The 15,784-nt window shown below is 65.4% G+C and carries 14 protein-coding genes; 7 read left to right on the top strand and 7 right to left on the bottom strand.

Annotation, left to right across the window (positions count from 1 at the left end; all coding sequences use genetic code 11):
* Positions 1-114 precede the first annotated feature (114 nt).
* Both M1K48_RS01905 and M1K48_RS01900 read left to right on the top strand, forming a co-directional pair.
* Positions 115-1,431, top strand: a complete 1,317-nt coding sequence (locus M1K48_RS01905) for a UDP-glucose dehydrogenase family protein (protein ID WP_249504202.1) — start codon at positions 115-117, stop codon at positions 1,429-1,431.
* Between the two features lie 10 nt (positions 1,432-1,441).
* Entirely contained in the window at positions 1,442-2,437 is a 996-nt protein-coding gene (locus M1K48_RS01900) for an NAD-dependent epimerase/dehydratase family protein (protein ID WP_249504201.1), read from the top strand.
* A gap of 21 nt (positions 2,438-2,458) precedes the next feature.
* Here the strand turns inward: M1K48_RS01900 and M1K48_RS01895 are convergent, their stop codons facing one another.
* The 3 genes from M1K48_RS01895 to M1K48_RS01885 form a co-directional block, all read right to left on the bottom strand.
* Entirely contained in the window at positions 2,459-3,184 is a 726-nt protein-coding gene (locus M1K48_RS01895) for an FkbM family methyltransferase (RefSeq protein ID WP_249504200.1), read from the bottom strand.
* A 4-nt stretch (positions 3,185-3,188) separates the two neighbouring features.
* Positions 3,189-4,457, bottom strand: coding sequence for a lipopolysaccharide biosynthesis protein (locus tag M1K48_RS01890; RefSeq protein WP_249504199.1), 1,269 nt, complete (start codon positions 4,455-4,457; stop codon positions 3,189-3,191).
* A 166-nt stretch (positions 4,458-4,623) separates the two neighbouring features.
* On the bottom strand, positions 4,624-5,568 hold the full coding sequence (locus M1K48_RS01885) for a glycosyltransferase family 2 protein (protein WP_249504198.1): 945 nt from the start codon (positions 5,566-5,568) through the stop codon (positions 4,624-4,626).
* A 92-nt stretch (positions 5,569-5,660) separates the two neighbouring features.
* Here M1K48_RS01885 and M1K48_RS01880 point away from each other — a divergent pair, with 92 nt between their 5' ends.
* A complete protein-coding gene (locus M1K48_RS01880) occupies positions 5,661-6,545 on the top strand; it encodes a class I SAM-dependent methyltransferase (protein ID WP_249504197.1) in 885 nt (294 codons plus the stop codon).
* On the opposite strand, the gene M1K48_RS01875 is transcribed toward M1K48_RS01880, so the two are convergent.
* Positions 6,542-7,633 (bottom strand): glycosyltransferase, encoded by a 1,092-nt coding sequence (locus M1K48_RS01875; RefSeq protein ID WP_249504196.1) that lies wholly within the window; start codon positions 7,631-7,633, stop codon positions 6,542-6,544. The genes M1K48_RS01880 and M1K48_RS01875 overlap by 4 nt on opposite strands.
* 16 nt (positions 7,634-7,649) lie before the next feature.
* A complete protein-coding gene (locus M1K48_RS01870) occupies positions 7,650-8,603 on the bottom strand; it encodes a UDP-glucuronic acid decarboxylase family protein (protein ID WP_249504195.1) in 954 nt (317 codons plus the stop codon).
* Between the two features lie 72 nt (positions 8,604-8,675).
* On the opposite strand from M1K48_RS01870, the gene M1K48_RS01865 reads away from it, so the two are divergent.
* The 4 genes from M1K48_RS01865 to M1K48_RS01850 all read left to right on the top strand — a co-directional run bounded on the left by M1K48_RS01865 (position 8,676) and on the right by M1K48_RS01850 (position 12,546).
* Positions 8,676-9,926, top strand: a complete 1,251-nt coding sequence (locus M1K48_RS01865; RefSeq protein WP_249504194.1) for a glycosyltransferase — start codon at positions 8,676-8,678, stop codon at positions 9,924-9,926.
* On the top strand, positions 9,920-10,561 hold the full coding sequence (locus M1K48_RS01860; protein WP_249504193.1) for an HAD family hydrolase: 642 nt from the start codon (positions 9,920-9,922) through the stop codon (positions 10,559-10,561). The genes M1K48_RS01865 and M1K48_RS01860 overlap by 7 nt, the downstream gene beginning before the upstream one ends.
* Positions 10,562-10,583: 22 nt before the next feature.
* On the top strand, positions 10,584-11,324 hold the full coding sequence (locus M1K48_RS01855) for a hypothetical protein (protein ID WP_249504192.1): 741 nt from the start codon (positions 10,584-10,586) through the stop codon (positions 11,322-11,324).
* A 148-nt stretch (positions 11,325-11,472) separates the two neighbouring features.
* Positions 11,473-12,546, top strand: a complete 1,074-nt coding sequence (locus M1K48_RS01850; RefSeq protein ID WP_249504191.1) for an EpsG family protein — start codon at positions 11,473-11,475, stop codon at positions 12,544-12,546.
* 10 nt (positions 12,547-12,556) lie between these two features.
* Here M1K48_RS01850 and glmS read toward each other — a convergent pair whose 3' ends face one another.
* Together glmS and glmU are read right to left on the bottom strand one after the other, a co-directional pair.
* The gene (gene glmS, locus M1K48_RS01845) at positions 12,557-14,380 is read right to left on the bottom strand and encodes a glutamine--fructose-6-phosphate transaminase (isomerizing) (RefSeq protein ID WP_249504190.1); all 1,824 of its coding nucleotides are present in this window, start codon (positions 14,378-14,380) and stop codon (positions 12,557-12,559) included.
* Between the two features lie 5 nt (positions 14,381-14,385).
* Positions 14,386-15,732 (bottom strand): bifunctional UDP-N-acetylglucosamine diphosphorylase/glucosamine-1-phosphate N-acetyltransferase GlmU, encoded by a 1,347-nt coding sequence (glmU, locus tag M1K48_RS01840; RefSeq protein ID WP_249504189.1) that lies wholly within the window; start codon positions 15,730-15,732, stop codon positions 14,386-14,388.
* Positions 15,733-15,784 lie beyond the last annotated feature (52 nt).

Genomic DNA, 15,784 nt, shown 5'->3' with positions numbered 1-15,784 from the left:
CCTCTACCGTGGGTGGCTACGGGTGGGAAGCGCGGGCGGTTGGGCTGCGGCCTAGCCATCGGCGGGCTGCCCCGCTAGTGCGCGGCGGCAAGTTCAGGGACGAGTGAAAAGCATATGCGCATCTGCATGATCGGCACCGGCTACGTGGGTCTGGTTTCGGGGGCCTGCTTCGCGGATTTCGGCCATGACGTGACCTGCGTCGACAAGGTACCCGAAAAGATCGAGGGCCTGCTCGCCGGCCGCATGCCGATCTGGGAGCCGGGGCTCGAGGCACTGGTCAAGCATAATGCCGGGAATGGCCGGTTGAAGTTCACCACCGACCTTGCTGAGGGAATCCGCGACGCCGACGCCGTGTTCATCGCGGTCGGCACCCCGGCCCGGCGCGGCGACGGCCATGCCGATTTGAGCTTCGTCTACGCCGCCGCCAAGGAGATCGCCGGCGCGCTGACGAGGAAGGCCGTGATCGTCACCAAGTCGACCGTCCCGGTCGGTACTGGCGACGAGATCACCCGCATCCTGCACGAAAACGGCGCGCCCGAGGGCACCAGCGTCGCTTCCAATCCCGAATTCCTGCGCGAGGGCGCGGCGATCCGCGACTTCAAGATCCCCGATCGGATCGTGGTCGGCGCCGAGGACGAATTCGCCCGCGACGTGCTGCGTGAGGTCTATCGCCCCCTGTTCCTCAACAAGGCTCCGATCCTGTTCACCGGTCGGCGCACGGCTGAGCTGATCAAGTACGCCGCCAACGCGTTTCTTGCGACCAAGATCAGCTTCATCAACGAGATCGCCGACCTGTGCGAAGCGGTCGGCGCCGACGTCCAGGAAGTCAGCCGCGGGATCGGCCTCGACAACCGGATCGGTCCCAAATTTCTCCATGCTGGCCCGGGTTATGGCGGCAGCTGCTTCCCCAAGGACACTTTGGCCCTGCTGCAGACCGCCGAAAAGGAAGGCGTCGGCATGCGGATCGTCGGCTCGGTGGTCGAGGTCAACGACGCCCGCAAAGCGGCGATGGCCGACCGCGTCCGCGACGTGCTGGGCGGCGAGCTTCAGGGCAAGAAGGTCGGCGTCCTCGGCCTGACCTTCAAGCCAAACACCGACGACATGCGCGATGCTCCCAGCCTGGCGCTGATCCGGCGCCTGCAGGAAGGCGGCGCCGAAGTGGTCGCCTTCGATCCGGTTGGCCGCGAGCAGGCCGAGCCGATGCTGCCGGGCGTCACCTTCGCCGAGGACGCCTACACGGTCGCCACTGGCGCCGATGCGCTGGTGCTGGTCACCGAATGGGACGAATTTCGCGCGCTGGACTTGAGGCGCATTGCCGCCGTGATGCGGGGCAACCACCTGGTCGACCTGCGCAACGTCTATGAGCCTTCGGACGTGCTTCGCGCCGGGCTGACCTACCGCGGGATCGGGCGCGGCGAGCTTCAAGGCTGAGGCGGCTGCGGTGCCGATCCTCGTCACCGGCTGCGCGGGCTTCATCGGCATGCACGTCGCCCGTGCGCTGCTGGCCCGCGGCGAGAGCGTGGTCGGTGTCGACAGCCTCAACGATTATTACGATCCGGCGCTGAAGTTGGCGCGGCTGGCCGAACTCGAGAAAGCCGGCGGCCATTTCACTTTCCACCGCCTCGACTTCGCCGACGCCGAAGCGCTGGACGCGGCGCTGGCCGGGGTCGAGATCGATCGCATCATTCACCTCGGGGCGCAGGCCGGGGTTCGCTACAGCCTCGAATCGCCCGCCACCTACATCCGTTCCAACCTGGTCGGCCACGCCAACATCCTCGAACTGGCGCGGCATCGGAAGGTCGATCACCTCGTCTATGCCAGTTCCTCCTCGGTCTATGGCGGCGGGAGCACCCTGCCGATGTCGGTCGACGCGCGCGCCGACCGGCCGCTGTCGCTCTACGCCGCGACCAAGCGGGCGGACGAACTGCTTAGCGAAAGCTACGCCCATTTGTTCGCCCTTCCCCAGACCGGGTTGCGCTTCTTCACAGTCTACGGGCCGTGGGGGCGGCCCGACATGGCGATGTGGCTGTTCACCGATGCAGTTCTGGCCGAACGGCCGATCCGCCTATTCAACCACGGACGGATGCGGCGCGACTTCACCTTCATCGACGATATCGTCGACGGCATCATCCGTGTCATCGACCGGCCACCGCTCGCCGACGGAGCCGAAAAGCCGGGCGGCAGCTTCTCGCCCCATGCGGTCTACAACATCGGCAACAGCCGCTCGGAGGAACTCGGCAAGCTGGTCGCGCTGATCGAGAAGGCGACCGGCCGCAGCGCACTGGTCGAGCATGCCGAGATGCAGCCGGGCGACATGGTCGACACCTATGCCGACACCGCGATCACCACCCGCGACACGGGTTTCGCCGCCCGTACGGGCCTAGACGAGGGCGTGCCGCAGTTTGTGCAGTGGTTCCGGAGCCATTTCGACCGCTAGAACTACCCGCCGGATCAGGCCTCAGCGCGCAAACGTCAGGTTGCGCTGGGAGCCATAGGCTTCCTTTTCCCGCACTAGGCGAAGACCCAGCCCGATCAGCTTGTCGACGACGATGTCGCGAAGCGGATTGCCGACCTCGACGTAGATCGCCGGTCGGCAGCGGCGAAGCAGTTGCTCGAGGCCGTCGATCACCTCGACTTCGCTGCCCTCTACATCGATCTTGACCAGATCGAACTCGCGCTCGCCGAAGAGGTCGTCGCCGCGCCGGACGATGATGTCCCCGGTGGCGGTCTCGGCCACCCTTGTCATGCCGAGGTTGAAATGGCTCGGCTCGACGATCTCGCCCCGACTGTCCCGTGCTCCCAGCGCGACCGCATGCAGGTCGATGTGCGCCACCTCGGCAGCGTTTAGCGCGAGGTTGGCGAGGAGATGGGTCCGGGCCCGCGCGAACGGCTCGACCAGGGTCAGCGATCGGGCTTCCATGTGCTGGTGGAAGAAGATCGAATGGTTGCCGATATTGGCTCCGACGTCGAGCACCCTGGCCCGGGGTCCGACGTCCTCCGCCAACTGGATGAGTTCATTGGCCTCGTAGAAACCCTCGGCAAGCTGCCTGAGCTGGACCTCGTCATTGCGATTGGTGATCAGCCATCGCACGTCCTTGCCGCGCAAATGGCGCTGCTCGACTCTTCCCTTCGCGACAGCCGTGGGAACATCGAGGATGCCGTTCTTGCGGATCGGCTCCAGCACTCGTCTAGCTAGGTTTCGCATGGGGTGTGCCCGTTCTTGTCAGCAAGTGCCGGATCGCGCCGACCAGGGAAAGCGGAGCGCCTCGTATCGCCTCGCGCTCTACGACGAACACGTAGAAATGCCAGACCGCGGCCATGGCGACTGTGCCGCAGGCCGCTCCGGCGCCGCCGAAATCGCGAACCAGCAGCAGCGACGTGAGGATGCCCGCGGGGACCGCGACAGCGAACGCCTTCAGCACGACTCGCTCGCGTCCACTCATGGCCAGGTACACGCCCGTCACGCCGAAGGCGGTCACGACGATCTGGGACACACCGAGGATCAGGAGCGGTTGGATCGCCGGCCGGTATTCATTGCCGAACACCCATCCGATCAGGGCCTCCCCGGCAAGCAGGAGGACGACCATCCCGACCAGTGTCGCGGCAAAACCGGCAAGCGTTGCAAAGGACAGGAGGTCGTCGAGGTGCGATCGGGCATCGGCCGTGAGTGCCTGCGAGATCGCGGGGGCGGCGGCAATGCTGGCGATCGCCGTCGGAAGAGCGACGATGGCGAAACTCGACAGCGCGACCCGCAGGATTCCCAGCCCTTCGGGGGAGACAAAGAAGCTCGCCACCAGGATGGGGTAATTGCCGTTGATCGCGGCAAACAGCTGGTTACCGGACAGCGCGGCGGCAACCGGGATCCAGGACGTCAGGCGATAGGGTTCTGTCCCCGATCGTTCGTGAGGCCGGACGCGAAAGAAGGCGCCCCCCGCCCATGCCAGGCATAGGCAGGTCACGGCGAGTTGGACCAACAGGGCACCTTCGATCGTCAGCTTGCTAGTCGCGAGGAAGACTGCAGCCAGCGCCGCAGCAGTAAGGGCGGGCTTCAGCGTCAGCTCGATCATCTGGCCGGTCACGTTGCGGCCCAGGCCTCGCAGCAGACCGACACTGACGGGAAGAAGCGTCAGCGAAACGCCGAGCAGCGCCGCCATCGACGCCGTGCTGGACGTAATCTTTCCGCCGTCGTCGAGAAGCCGCGCCGAAGCCGCCGCAAGGGCAAAAACGAGCGAACCGGCAAGGAGCGGTCGCACCATGTGCCACCGCCAGACCGATGCGAGATTGATGTCAGGGTTGGTGAACGCGACGGGCACCTCGCGAAGGGCCAGCAGCGGCATGCCGAGTTGAGCCGGCACGAGCAGCAGTGACACCGCGCCCATCACGACCCCGTACACCCCGTAACTTGCAGGTCCGAGATACCGGGCCAGCTGCACACCGAGCGCCAGGGTGAAGACCATCCCGAGGACCTGGATCAGGGCGCTACCCGCAAACAATCGGATTATCCGCACGACGCGTGACCCCGGGCTGCCGCGAGTAGCGTGGAAAACACCACGGGCGCATGGGGTAGTACTCCCTCATGCGTCGAGCGAGACTGCGGTGTCAAAGAGCGCTGGCGCACTGGCGCTAAACCAGCCGCAATCGCTTGAGGACAGAAGCGAAGCGTTCTGCGCGGAACGGGCCGAGCATATTGGAAGCAAGACGAAGCGGCCACGGACTGATCCGCTCGATCCGTGGGTCGAGTTCGCGTGCAAGGCCGAACAAGGCCTCGGCGGCTTCGCGATCCTCTGCCCGCGCGGCGTCGCGACCGGCGACCCAGATCACCCGCGACAGCGCCTCCCGCGCGCGACGATCGAAATCCGGGCGGTCCCGCACCAGCCCAGAAACTCTCTGCCACACCCGAAGCAATTGCCGGGCAAAGGCACGATCGTCGCCCCCCGACAAACGAGGCTTGCCGTGCACGCGGACCCGGATCACCGGGATGCCGGTCGCGACAAAGCGCAGACCCGCGTCGTGCAATCTGATGGCCAGTTCGTGATCCTCGCCGAGGCGAAGATCGGGGTCGAGGCCGCCTGCGGCAAGGAACCGCTCGCGCTGCAGCAGGGGCAGACACAAGGGCATGACGCCGGTCAGCAGGTCGGCCAGCGACAGCCGATGGCCGGGCTCGAGATGGGGATAGCCATAGGCCACGCCAGTCGAGGGCCTGCCCGCCTCGTCGATGATGCTGGCCCGGCCGAAGGGCACCTGTACGCTCTCCAACGCTTCCGCAGCGGCAAGCAGCGGGGAAATCGCGCCAGGCTCGATAAGATCGTCGGAATCGAGAAAGAACAGATGGTCGCCGCGCGCCTGCTCCGCGCCAAGGTTCCGTGCCGCGCTTGGTCCCCGATTGGCTTGGCGCACGACACGGATCCTGTCGCCGTACCTGGCCAGCAGCGCTGCAGTGCCGTCGGTCGAGCCGTCGTCGACCACGATCACCTCGATGCCGTCGCCCTGTGCCAGTGCGCTATCGACCGCAGGCCCCAGGAATTGCACTCGATTATAGGTAGGAATGATGATGCTGACGTCGATCACGGCAGCGGCTTAGCCGGTGGAGGAGCGGGCAGGAAGCGGCGATAGGCTGCATTGCATTGCGGCGATCGTCTTGCCGTTCTAGCGACAAACCAATGTCTGAGTGCCTCCTCTGCCGCAGTGAGCTGGGAAATGACGTATTTCCCTACTCCACCCGCTTCAACGATCGCACGTATCGCTATCGAAACTGTGTGCGCTGCGGGAGTTCGACCATCGACCCGCTCCCTGGACCGGACGAACTTGCCGCCATGTACCGGCAAGACGAGTATCACGGCGTTTTCTACGACCAGCCGGAAGAAGAACCTTCGACCGTGCTTGACTCATTCCTTTCCGCAACCGGCGACGGACCGCACACCCTCTTGGATTTCGGGTGTGGCAGTGGGCAATTCCTGAAGGCGGCGAAAGCACTTGGTTTTCGGGCGGAGGGTGTAGAAATTGATCCCGTCGTGCGCCTCAAAGCCGCACAGGCGAGCGGATGTCCGGTGCATGCGCTCGAGGAGTTGGAACAAGGCAGCCAACGCTTCGATGTCATTCATCTCGGCGACGTGCTCGAGCATCTGCCGGATCCCGCTGGATCCATGCGCGCACTTGAAGCGCTGCTCAGCAAGAACGGGCAATTCTTTCTCGAAGGACCACTCGAAACCAATCCAAGCCTGGTGCGGACAGCCGGAGTCCTATTCGGCAGCGTACGTGCAAATCTGGGCAGACAGGCGGTGGGGACGTACCCGCCTTACCATCTGTTCCAGACCAACGCCCGGGCGCAGCGCGCATTTTTCGAAGAGCGACTGGGCTACAAGATCGACCGATTCGAAGTTTGGGAGACGGGCTGGCCTTATCGTTCGACCGTTCGGATAGAATCCATCGGCGCACGCATACGCGACGTCATAGGACGCGCATCGGTTCTCGTCGCCGGAGTAGCTGGGCCGTCAACAAGGCTTGGGAACAGGTTCGCAGCCCTGCTTCGACCCTCCAGTCTCTAGCCGACGAGCAATTCTTCGTAGCGGCGGAGGTTTGGTCGGCCGGTAATCGCACGCGCCCGGGCCCGCTGGCGGTCGCGATTTCGCGGCATGTCGAGCTCCCGTAGGATCGCTTCGGCAAGCGCGACCTCGTCGCCAACAGGGACCAATCTGCCGTAGCGGCCATTCTCGAGAAGTTCGGCGGGGCCGGCAACGCAGTCGGTGCTGACTATTCGCAATCCAGCGTGCATGGCCTCGACCAGAACGAGCGACATGCCCTCATAATCGGACGATAGGACGAACAGATCCGCAGCCAGAAGCAGCGGCCATGGGTCGGCTGCAAAGCCGGGCAGTTTGACCTGCCCCTCAAGACCAAGTGCTTTGCAAAGGCTCTCAAGCTGGCCGCGCAGCGCACCTTCGCCCAAGATGATCAGAGTTGCGCGAGGCAGGCGAACAAGCACGCGGCGGAAGGCTCTAAGCAGAAGCGCGTGGTTCTTCTGGTCGAAAAGTCGGCCAACAGTAATCAGGAGCGGATCACCAGAGCCAGGATCGCGATCTGTCGCTTGGCTGGGCGGAGGTAGCGGCGGAAGATCCATGGGATTGTAGATCACTTCGACGGCGCCGGTCGGCATGCCCGCCAGGGCCTCCACGTCGCTCGCCGCACCTTGCGAGACGGCCACGACGGATTGCGCGCGTGGATAGAACAAGCTGAGGGTTGCTCGGAGAATGAATTGCTGCAGGGACGAGGGATATTGCTTGCTGAGCGCAATATGCTCGCTCAGCAGCAGCTTGGTCGACGTTCGCGCCGCCATCTTCGAAGCGACCGCCAGCACCGTGCAGGGCCACATGATCGCCTGCAGCGACCACGGCCGTTCGGCCCTGAGATAGCGTACGAGCCCCGGGAACGCGCCAGCGAGGCGCTTGGCGCGGAGCTCGATGATCCGTACCCCGGGCGGAAGCAGGGGCAGCAGGACGCCGCCGTGAAACGCAAGGATCAGGTCGACCTGATGACCGGCTGCGACGAGGTGGCGAATGATCGCCACCTGCACCCTTTCGGCCCCGCCACCACCCAAGTCCGGCAGGAAGAAGGCAACCTTCCTTTGAGGGGGCATGGCCGGCCGGACAGGCTCAGACGAAGCGGCGGAAATAGTCGATGGTGCGGGCGAGGCCCTGCTCGAGCGGGACGGTCGGCTCCCAGCCCAGCTTGTCGCGGGCCTGCGCGATGTCGGGCTGGCGCTGCTTGGGATCGTCGGCGGGCAGCGGCATGCGGACGATTTCGGACGTGCTGCCGATCTGGCGAATGGCCATTTCGGCCAGCTCGATCATCGTGAACTCGGACGGATTGCCGATATTGACCGGCCCCGTCAGCTCGGCGGGCGAATCCATTAGCTTGATGAACCCGGCGATCAGATCGTCGACGTAGCAGAAGCTGCGGGTCTGGCTGCCGTCGCCGTAGATGGTGATCGGCTCGTTCTTGAGCGCCTGCATGATGAAGTTCGACACCACGCGGCCGTCCGCCGGGTGCATCCGCGGGCCGTAAGTGTTGAAGATGCGAACGACCTTGATCTCCATCCCGTGCTGGCGGTGATAGTCGAAGAACAGGGTTTCGGCGCAGCGCTTGCCCTCGTCGTAGCAGCTACGCGGGCCGATCGGGTTGACGTTGCCCCAATAGCCCTCGGGCTGGGGGTGGACGTGGGGATCGCCATAGACCTCGCTGGTCGACGCCTGGAAGATCCGCGCCCCGCAGCGCTTGGCCAACCCGAGCATGTTGATCGCGCCCAGCACGCTGGTCTTGGTCGTCTGCACTGGATCGTGCTGATAGTGGATCGGCGAGGCCGGGCAGGCCAGATTGTAGATCTGGTCGACCTCCACATAGAGCGGCCAAGTGATGTCGTGGCGCAGGAACTCGAACTGCGGATGATCGCGATAGTCGATGAGATTGTCGCGGGTGCCGGTGAACAGATTGTCGACGCACAGCACCTCGTCCCCACGCTCGAGCAGCTTGCCGATGAGGTGGGAGCCAAGAAACCCAGCGCCCCCGGTGACGAGAACCCGGCGGCGGGCGGAATAACTGCGCTTCATCTGGTGTCGGTTCCTTGCGGGATCTGGCCCAGACCTTTGCCTTGCCCCGAACAGAACGTCTAGAGGGCTGCCATGTCGACTGTTCGCGGCCGCGCCGTTCTTTACCTTACCTACGACGGCCTGACCGATCCGCTGGGACAGTCGCAGGTCCTGCCCTACCTGACCGGTTGTGCCGCGGCGGGACACCGGATCACCGTCGTGAGCTTCGAAAAGCCGGACCGCTTCGCCGCAGGGGCCGGGCAGGTTCGAGCGATCTGCGCCGCGCATGGGATGGAATGGCATCCCCAACCCTTCCGATCGTCGCCGCCGGTGCTGTCGAAGCTGATCGACCAGCGCGCCATGGCGCGAGCGGCGATGCGACTGGCCCCTGCCAGCGAGATGATCCACGCGCGCAGCTACGTGGCGGCCGTGGCCGGGCTTCGCGCTGCTCGGCGGCATCGACTGCCCCTGCTGTTCGACCTGCGCGGGTTCTGGCCGGATCAGCGCCGCGAAGGGGGCCGCTGGCGCGACGACAGCCTGCTTGGCCGGCAGCTTTACCAATCTTGGAAGCGCAAGGAGCGCCGGCTGCTCGAGGGCTCGGCCCACCTCGTAGTGCTGACCAAGGCCGCCAAGGAGGAAGTGGCGCGCTGGGCTTCGTACCGCGGGGTGCCGATCTCGGTCGTCCCCTGTTGCGCCGATTTCTCGCTGTTCACCGTCAGCAGTGCGGAGCAGAAGAAGGCGGTCCGCGCGAGACTGGGAATACCGGCCGAGGCGCCGGTCCTGTGCCACCTCGGGTCGCTCGGCACGGTCTATCTCGAAGACGATTTGCTTCGCCTTTTCGCTACCCTTGCGAGCAAGCATTCCGACGCGCGGTTGCTCCTGATCGGCCGCCACGACCGCCCCGCCTTGCTTGCAAAGGCAGCCGCACTGGGCCTGGACATCGCTGCCGAGCAACTGGTCATTGCCGCTGCCGACCGCCCGGAAGTACCGGCGCTGGTCGGAGCCGCCGACGTCGGCGCGTGCCTGATCACGCCCACCTACTCCAGCCTCGGCGTGTCGGCGACGAAGCATGCCGAATATCTCGCCTGCGGCCTGCCGGTCATCGCCAATCGCGGCATCGGCGATGCCGAAGCGATCATCGCGCGGACCAGCGGCCACCTGCTCCGGGACACCAGGCAGGCCAGCCTGGATGAAGCCATCGCGCGCTTCGCTGCCCTCACGAGCGAGCCGCGCGAGGGCGTGCGCGAACGGGCGAAGCCGCTGCTCGACCTTCCGGCCGCGATCGACGCCTACGATGCCATCTATGCCCACCGCGACAGCGCGGTAGAGGTGGCGCCATGGTGATCGCCATCTTCGACCTTTGCGATACCCTGTATGCAGAGAATACGACGGTCGGCTTTCTGAGGTTCGCCGCGCAGCAGGAGCCCGCAATCGCGCAAGCCCTGAAGCGTTGGCTGGACAACCCGTTGTTCTTCCTGATCGGCGCCGTTGCCCAACGCCTTGGCCGCGACCTTGCGCGAGAGCGGCTGGTCGCCTCGCTGAAGGGATTGCCGCGCGACCGGATCGAGCAGCTTGCATCCGGCTATGCGGAAACGCTTGCCGACCGTCGATCCAACCCTTCCGTCCTCCAGCGGCTGGAGGAGCACCGCGGGCGCGGTGACCGGGTCGCCATCGTGTCGAGCAGCCTCGCTCCGGTGGTCGAGGCGATTGCGGGGAGGCTCGGCGTCGAGGGACGTGGCTCAACCCTTGGCTTCACGGCCGCGGAACAATGTACCGGGCGGATCACCGACGACCTGACCGGCGCCAAGCCAAGAATCGCTGCGCAGCTTCGGGCAAGCGGAGAGCGGATGATCGTCTACAGCGACAATCGCACCGATGAGGCACTCCTCCGGTCGGCCGACGAGGGGTTCGTGATCCTACCGGCGGCGGGCAAGGAGTCGCGATGGGCAGGCGATGATGTCAGCTACATCCAACTCTAGCGCCCGGTCGCTCCTCGCCCTGATGCCCGGGGGCTATTTCCTCCTGAGCAGGGTCAAGGGCGCGCAGGACCTGATCTATCTGATTGCGACCAGCTTCCTTCCGGCCTGGTGGATGCTGGTCAGGCTGGGCGGACAGGGGATGATCGAGGCGACGACCAACTTCGTGCTCGGCTACCTCGCCTTCATCGCGGTCTACGAACTGGGCTACCTCGCCAACGACCTGTTCGATGCCCGCCGCCCCGGCGGTCGCAAGCGCTGGAGCGGAGCCAGCGGTACCGCGTTCGTGACGGCCTTCATCATCCTGCGGGTCGGCGTCTGGACACTGATCGGCTGGGCTACGGGCTGGATCCTAGATCCGGTCTGGCTGGCCGCAACGGCATGCCTCGCCGTCGTGTTTGCGCTGCACAATCTGATCGAGGCCACCGCACCGCGCAGCGCGACCTTCGTCCAGTTGGGGCTGCTGCGCTTCATCGTGCCGATAATCGGCGCCCTCGAGCCTGCCCGGCTGCCGCTGGCAATGCTGGTTGCGCTGCTGCTCTACGTCTACCTGCGCTGGCTCGCCTATCTCGACAGCAAGGATCTCCTGCGCATCGCCGACCGCCGCCAGCCGCGCTTCGCGCTGGTGCAGATGCTGCTGCTCGGGCCGATCGTGGCCCTGATCACCCTGATCGCGGCCACCACCCTGCCGCTGGAGATCTGGAGTTTACTGACCCTGCTCTACCTGTCCCGGCAGGCGCTCGATGAACGACGCTCGCGTGCCTAGTCGTGGCAGATCCGGCTATAGTCGGATGGTGACAGAATCTCCTTCACTGACCCAGGCGCCTTCGCTACGCCGCACCCTTATGGGCGCGGCAAACCTGATCGTAAGCGAGCGCAATGTCGGAATCCGCCTGCCGTCCGGCAGGTGGTAGATGATCCCTTACTGGCTCCTGTGGTCCTTCTTCTTTCTGGGTGTGATCCTGTCGCAACGGCAGGTTCAGCCGCAGGCGGCCGGACCGGTTCCCGCCAACGCCCCGCGCGTATCGATTGGAATGTCCGTCGGACTGATCGTGCTGACCCTGATGATCGGCTTCCGCTACCAGGTCGGCGGTGACTGGCTGAACTACGAAGAAATCTTCAAGCGAAGCGCTTTCAGGACGTTCGACCAGACCATCCTGCAGAGCGATCCTGGCTATGCCTTGCTCAACTGGGCGACCCAGCAACTCGGTTACGACGTGTGGCTGATCAACCTGGTTTGCGGATTGCTGACCGTATGGGGAACCTTTGCACTGGCTCGGCGGGAGCCGCAGCCATGGTTGTCACTGCTGATCGCCGTCCCCTACCTGATTATCGTGGTCGGAATGGGCTATACGCGACAGGCTGCGGCGCTCGGCCTGGTCATGGTTGGCCTGGCGAGCCTGCTCAACACCGGCAGCATTGCACGGATGGTGCTGTGGACCGCGGTCGGCACGCTGTTCCACAAGTCTGCCGTCGTCTGTCTGCCGCTGGTGGCGTTCACCGGGGATCGCCGCAAGATCATCGATCTCGCCCTGCTCACCTCATCGGCACTGGGGCTTTATACCTTGTTCTTGCAGGACAGCGTCGATCGCCTGTTCCGCAACTATGTCGAGGCGCGCTACAATTCGAGCGGGGCGGCCATCCGCATTTCCATGTCGCTTCTGCCGGCGATCGTGTTCATGGCTTTCCAGCGCAGGCTTGGCCTCAACGAGAATGATGCCAAGCTGTGGCGTAATTTCTCGCTGGTGGCGATCGGCGCGACGGTGGCGCTTTTCCTGTCGCCCTCGTCAACCGCGGTCGACCGGATCTCGCTCTACCTGCTGCCGCTCCAGTTCATCATCCTGGCCCGCATCCCTGGGACACTTCTAAGTCGTAACTTCGGCAAGCTCCTGATCGGCGCCTACACTGCGGCCGTGCTCTACATCTGGCTGAATTTCGCAGCCAATGCCCACGGCTGGCTGCCCTACCGCAGCTGGCTCGACGCGTAGAACGACGCAATCACTCCACCGTCACGCTCTTAGCCAGATTGCGGGGCTGGTCGACGTCGGTGCCCTTGAGCACGGCAACATGGTAGGCGAGCAACTGGACCGGCACGGCATAGACCAGAGGCGCGATCAGTTCGTGCACGGCCGGCATCTCGATCGTCGCCACGCAGCCGTCGCCGGCCGCAGCAATGCCCTCAGCGTCGCTGATCAGGATCACCCGGCCGCCGCGCGCGCGGACTTCCTGCATGTTGCTGACGGTCTTGTCGAACAGCGGGCCTGAGGGCGCGAGGACGATCACCGGCACGGCATCGTCGATTAGCGCGATCGGGCCATGCTTCATCTCGCCCGCGGCATAGCCTTCGGCGTGGATGTAGCTGATTTCCTTCAGTTTGAGCGCGCCTTCCAACGCCATCGGATAGTCCGGACCGCGGCCGAGATAGAGCACGTCGCGGGCCGGCGCGACGAGGTGCGCCATCGCCTTGATGTCCTCGTCATGGTCGATCGCGCGGGCCATCGCCTCGGGCGCTTCGGCCAGGTGAGCGACGATCTCCCGCTCTTCGTCCGCGCTGATCCGTCCGCGTGCCCGGGCCAGGTTGACCGCCAGCGCCGCGAGCACCGCCAGCTGGCAGGTGAAGGCCTTTGTGGAAGCGACACCGATTTCCGGCCCGGCCCGCGTCGGCAGGAGGAGGTCGGCCTCGCGCGCCATGGAGCTGGTCGGCACGTTCACCACCACCGCGATCCGCTGTCCCTGTTCACGCGCATGACGCAGCGCGGCCAGGGTATCGGCGGTCTCGCCCGACTGGCTGATGAAGAGGGCAAGGCCGCCCTTTTCCAGCACCGGGTCGCGGTAGCGGAACTCGCTTGCGACATCGATGTCGACCGGCACCCGGGCGAAGCGCTCGATCCAATATTTGCCGACCATCCCGGCATAGAAACTGGTGCCGCAGGCGACCATCGTGACGCGATCGACCTGGCTGAGGTCGAAGTCAGCGGTGGGGATGGCGACCTCGCCCTCGAACGCGCGGACATAGCTCTGCAGGGTCTGGGCGACGACCAACGGCTGCTCGAAAATCTCCTTGCGCATGAAATGCGCATGGTTGCCCTTGGAGATGGTCTCGGCATTGGCCTCGCTCTCCACGGTCCGCCGCTCGACCGGCTGATTTGCGCGGTCGTAGATCTGGACTTCGTCCTTGCGCACGACGACCCAGTCGCCTTCCTCGAGGTAAGCGATGCGGCGAGTCCACGGTGCCAGCGCGATGGCGTCGGAGCCGAGGTAATTCTCACCCTCGCCATAACCCACCGTCAGCGGCGCCCCCATCCGCGCGCCGATCACCAGACCGTCATGATCGCGGAACAAGAAGGCCATCGCAAAGGCGCCGTGGAGCCTCGGCAGGACGGCGGCGACCGCTTCCTCCGGGCTGCGGCCGGCCTCGACCTCGCGCGCGACCAGATGGGCGACGACCTCGCTGTCGGTCTCGCTCAGCAGCGTGCGGCCTTCTGCCATCAGCTCGGCCCGCAGCGGCTTGAAATTCTCGATGATGCCATTGTGGACCAGCGCCACCGGTCCAGCGATGTGCGGATGGGCATTGGCCTCAGTCGGCGCGCCGTGGGTCGCCCAGCGGGTGTGGGCGATACCGGTGATCCCCGGAAGCGCGCTTTCGGCGAGCCGCGCGCCGAGGTTGTCGAGCTTGCCTTCCGCCCGCCGCCGCTCGAACCCGCCGTCGACCAGGGTGCAGATGCCGGCGCTGTCATAGCCCCGATATTCGAGCCGCCTGAGGCCCTCGAACAGGCGCTGGGCAACCGCCTCACGGCCGACAATGGCGACGATTCCGCACATGACGCTTACTTGCCTTTCTTGGCCGACTGACGCTCGCGGAAATGCGCGGCCCAGCCGGAAAGTTGTTTCTGCTCGGCGCGGGTGACGCCCAGGGCGTCACGCTCGACGTCGCGGGTGACCACCGAGCCGGCTCCAACGATCGCGCCGGCACCGACGTTGACCGGCGCCACCAGCGAACTGTTCGAACCAATGAAGGCTCCTTCGCCGATGCGGGTCTGATATTTGAAGAAGCCGTCGTAATTGCAGGTGATGGTGCCCGCGCCGATGTTGGCCCCGGCTCCGACCTCGGCATCGCCGATGTAGCTGAGGTGATTGGCCTTGGCCTTGGGTCCCAGCCGCGCCTTTTTGATCTCGACGAAATTGCCGACCTTGGACTTCTCGCCTAGCTCGGCACCCGGACGCAGTCGGGCGTAAGGGCCGACTTCCGCCCCTGCCCCGACGTTGGCGCCTTCGAGGTGCGAGAAGGCATGGATGACTGCGCCGTCGGCGACGGTCACCCCGGGGCCGAAGAAGACGCTGGGCTCGATCAGCACGTCTCGGCCAAGCCTGGTGTCGGCGCTGAACCACACGGTATCCGGGTCCAGCAGCGTCGCCCCCTCCCCCATGGCGCGGGCGCGGCGACGGCCCTGCCATTCGCGTTCGACCAATGCGAGTTCGGAGCGGCTGTTGACGCCAGCGGTCTGCCACGCCTCGCACTCCACCGCGACGCTGTGGCGCCCCTCGGCGTTGGCGATCATGACGATGTCGGGAAGGTAATATTCGCCCGCGGCATTGTCGTTGCCGACCTTGGCCAGCCAGCGGAACAGGTCGGCCGCAGCGACTGCCATCATCCCGCTGTTGCACAACCTGACCGCGCGTTCCTCTTCCGAAGCGTCCTTATATTCGACCATGCGGTCGATGGTGTCGCCCTGCCCCAGGATCACCCGGCCGTACGCCGCGGGGTCAGCCGGAGAAGACGCGAGCACCACCACGCCTGGCCGATCCTCCGCTTCCAGCCGGTCGCGCATCGCCTGCAGCGTCGCCGCCTCGATGCACGGGGTATCGCCGTACAATACGAGCACCGTGCCCTCGAACCCGCCGAGCGCTTCGGCGGCCTGGGCGACGGCGTGGCCGGTGCCCTTCTGCTCCTCCTGCAAGGCCAGCGTAAGACGATGACTTTCGAGCGCGCTCTCAAGCTGCTCGCGGCCTTTGCCGACGACCACAACCCGCCGTTCGGCGTCCAGCGTGTCGACGGTATCGAGCAGGTGCATGAGCATCGGTTTGCCGGCGAGCGGATGCAGGACCTTGTGCAGGTCCGAACGCATCCGGGTGCCCTGCCCGGCGGCGAGGATGACAACGGCAAGCGGCTTCATGGGTCCGGCTGTGGCAGAGGCGTGGAGAAAGCGAAAGGGCCTCCGTTCCGGT

The organism is Sphingomonas glaciei, from assembly GCF_023380025.1.
Classification (GTDB): domain Bacteria; phylum Pseudomonadota; class Alphaproteobacteria; order Sphingomonadales; family Sphingomonadaceae; genus Sphingomicrobium; species Sphingomicrobium glaciei.
The sequence above is the reverse complement of the archived record's forward strand: the minus strand, read 5'-3'. Positions and strand labels throughout refer to the sequence as shown.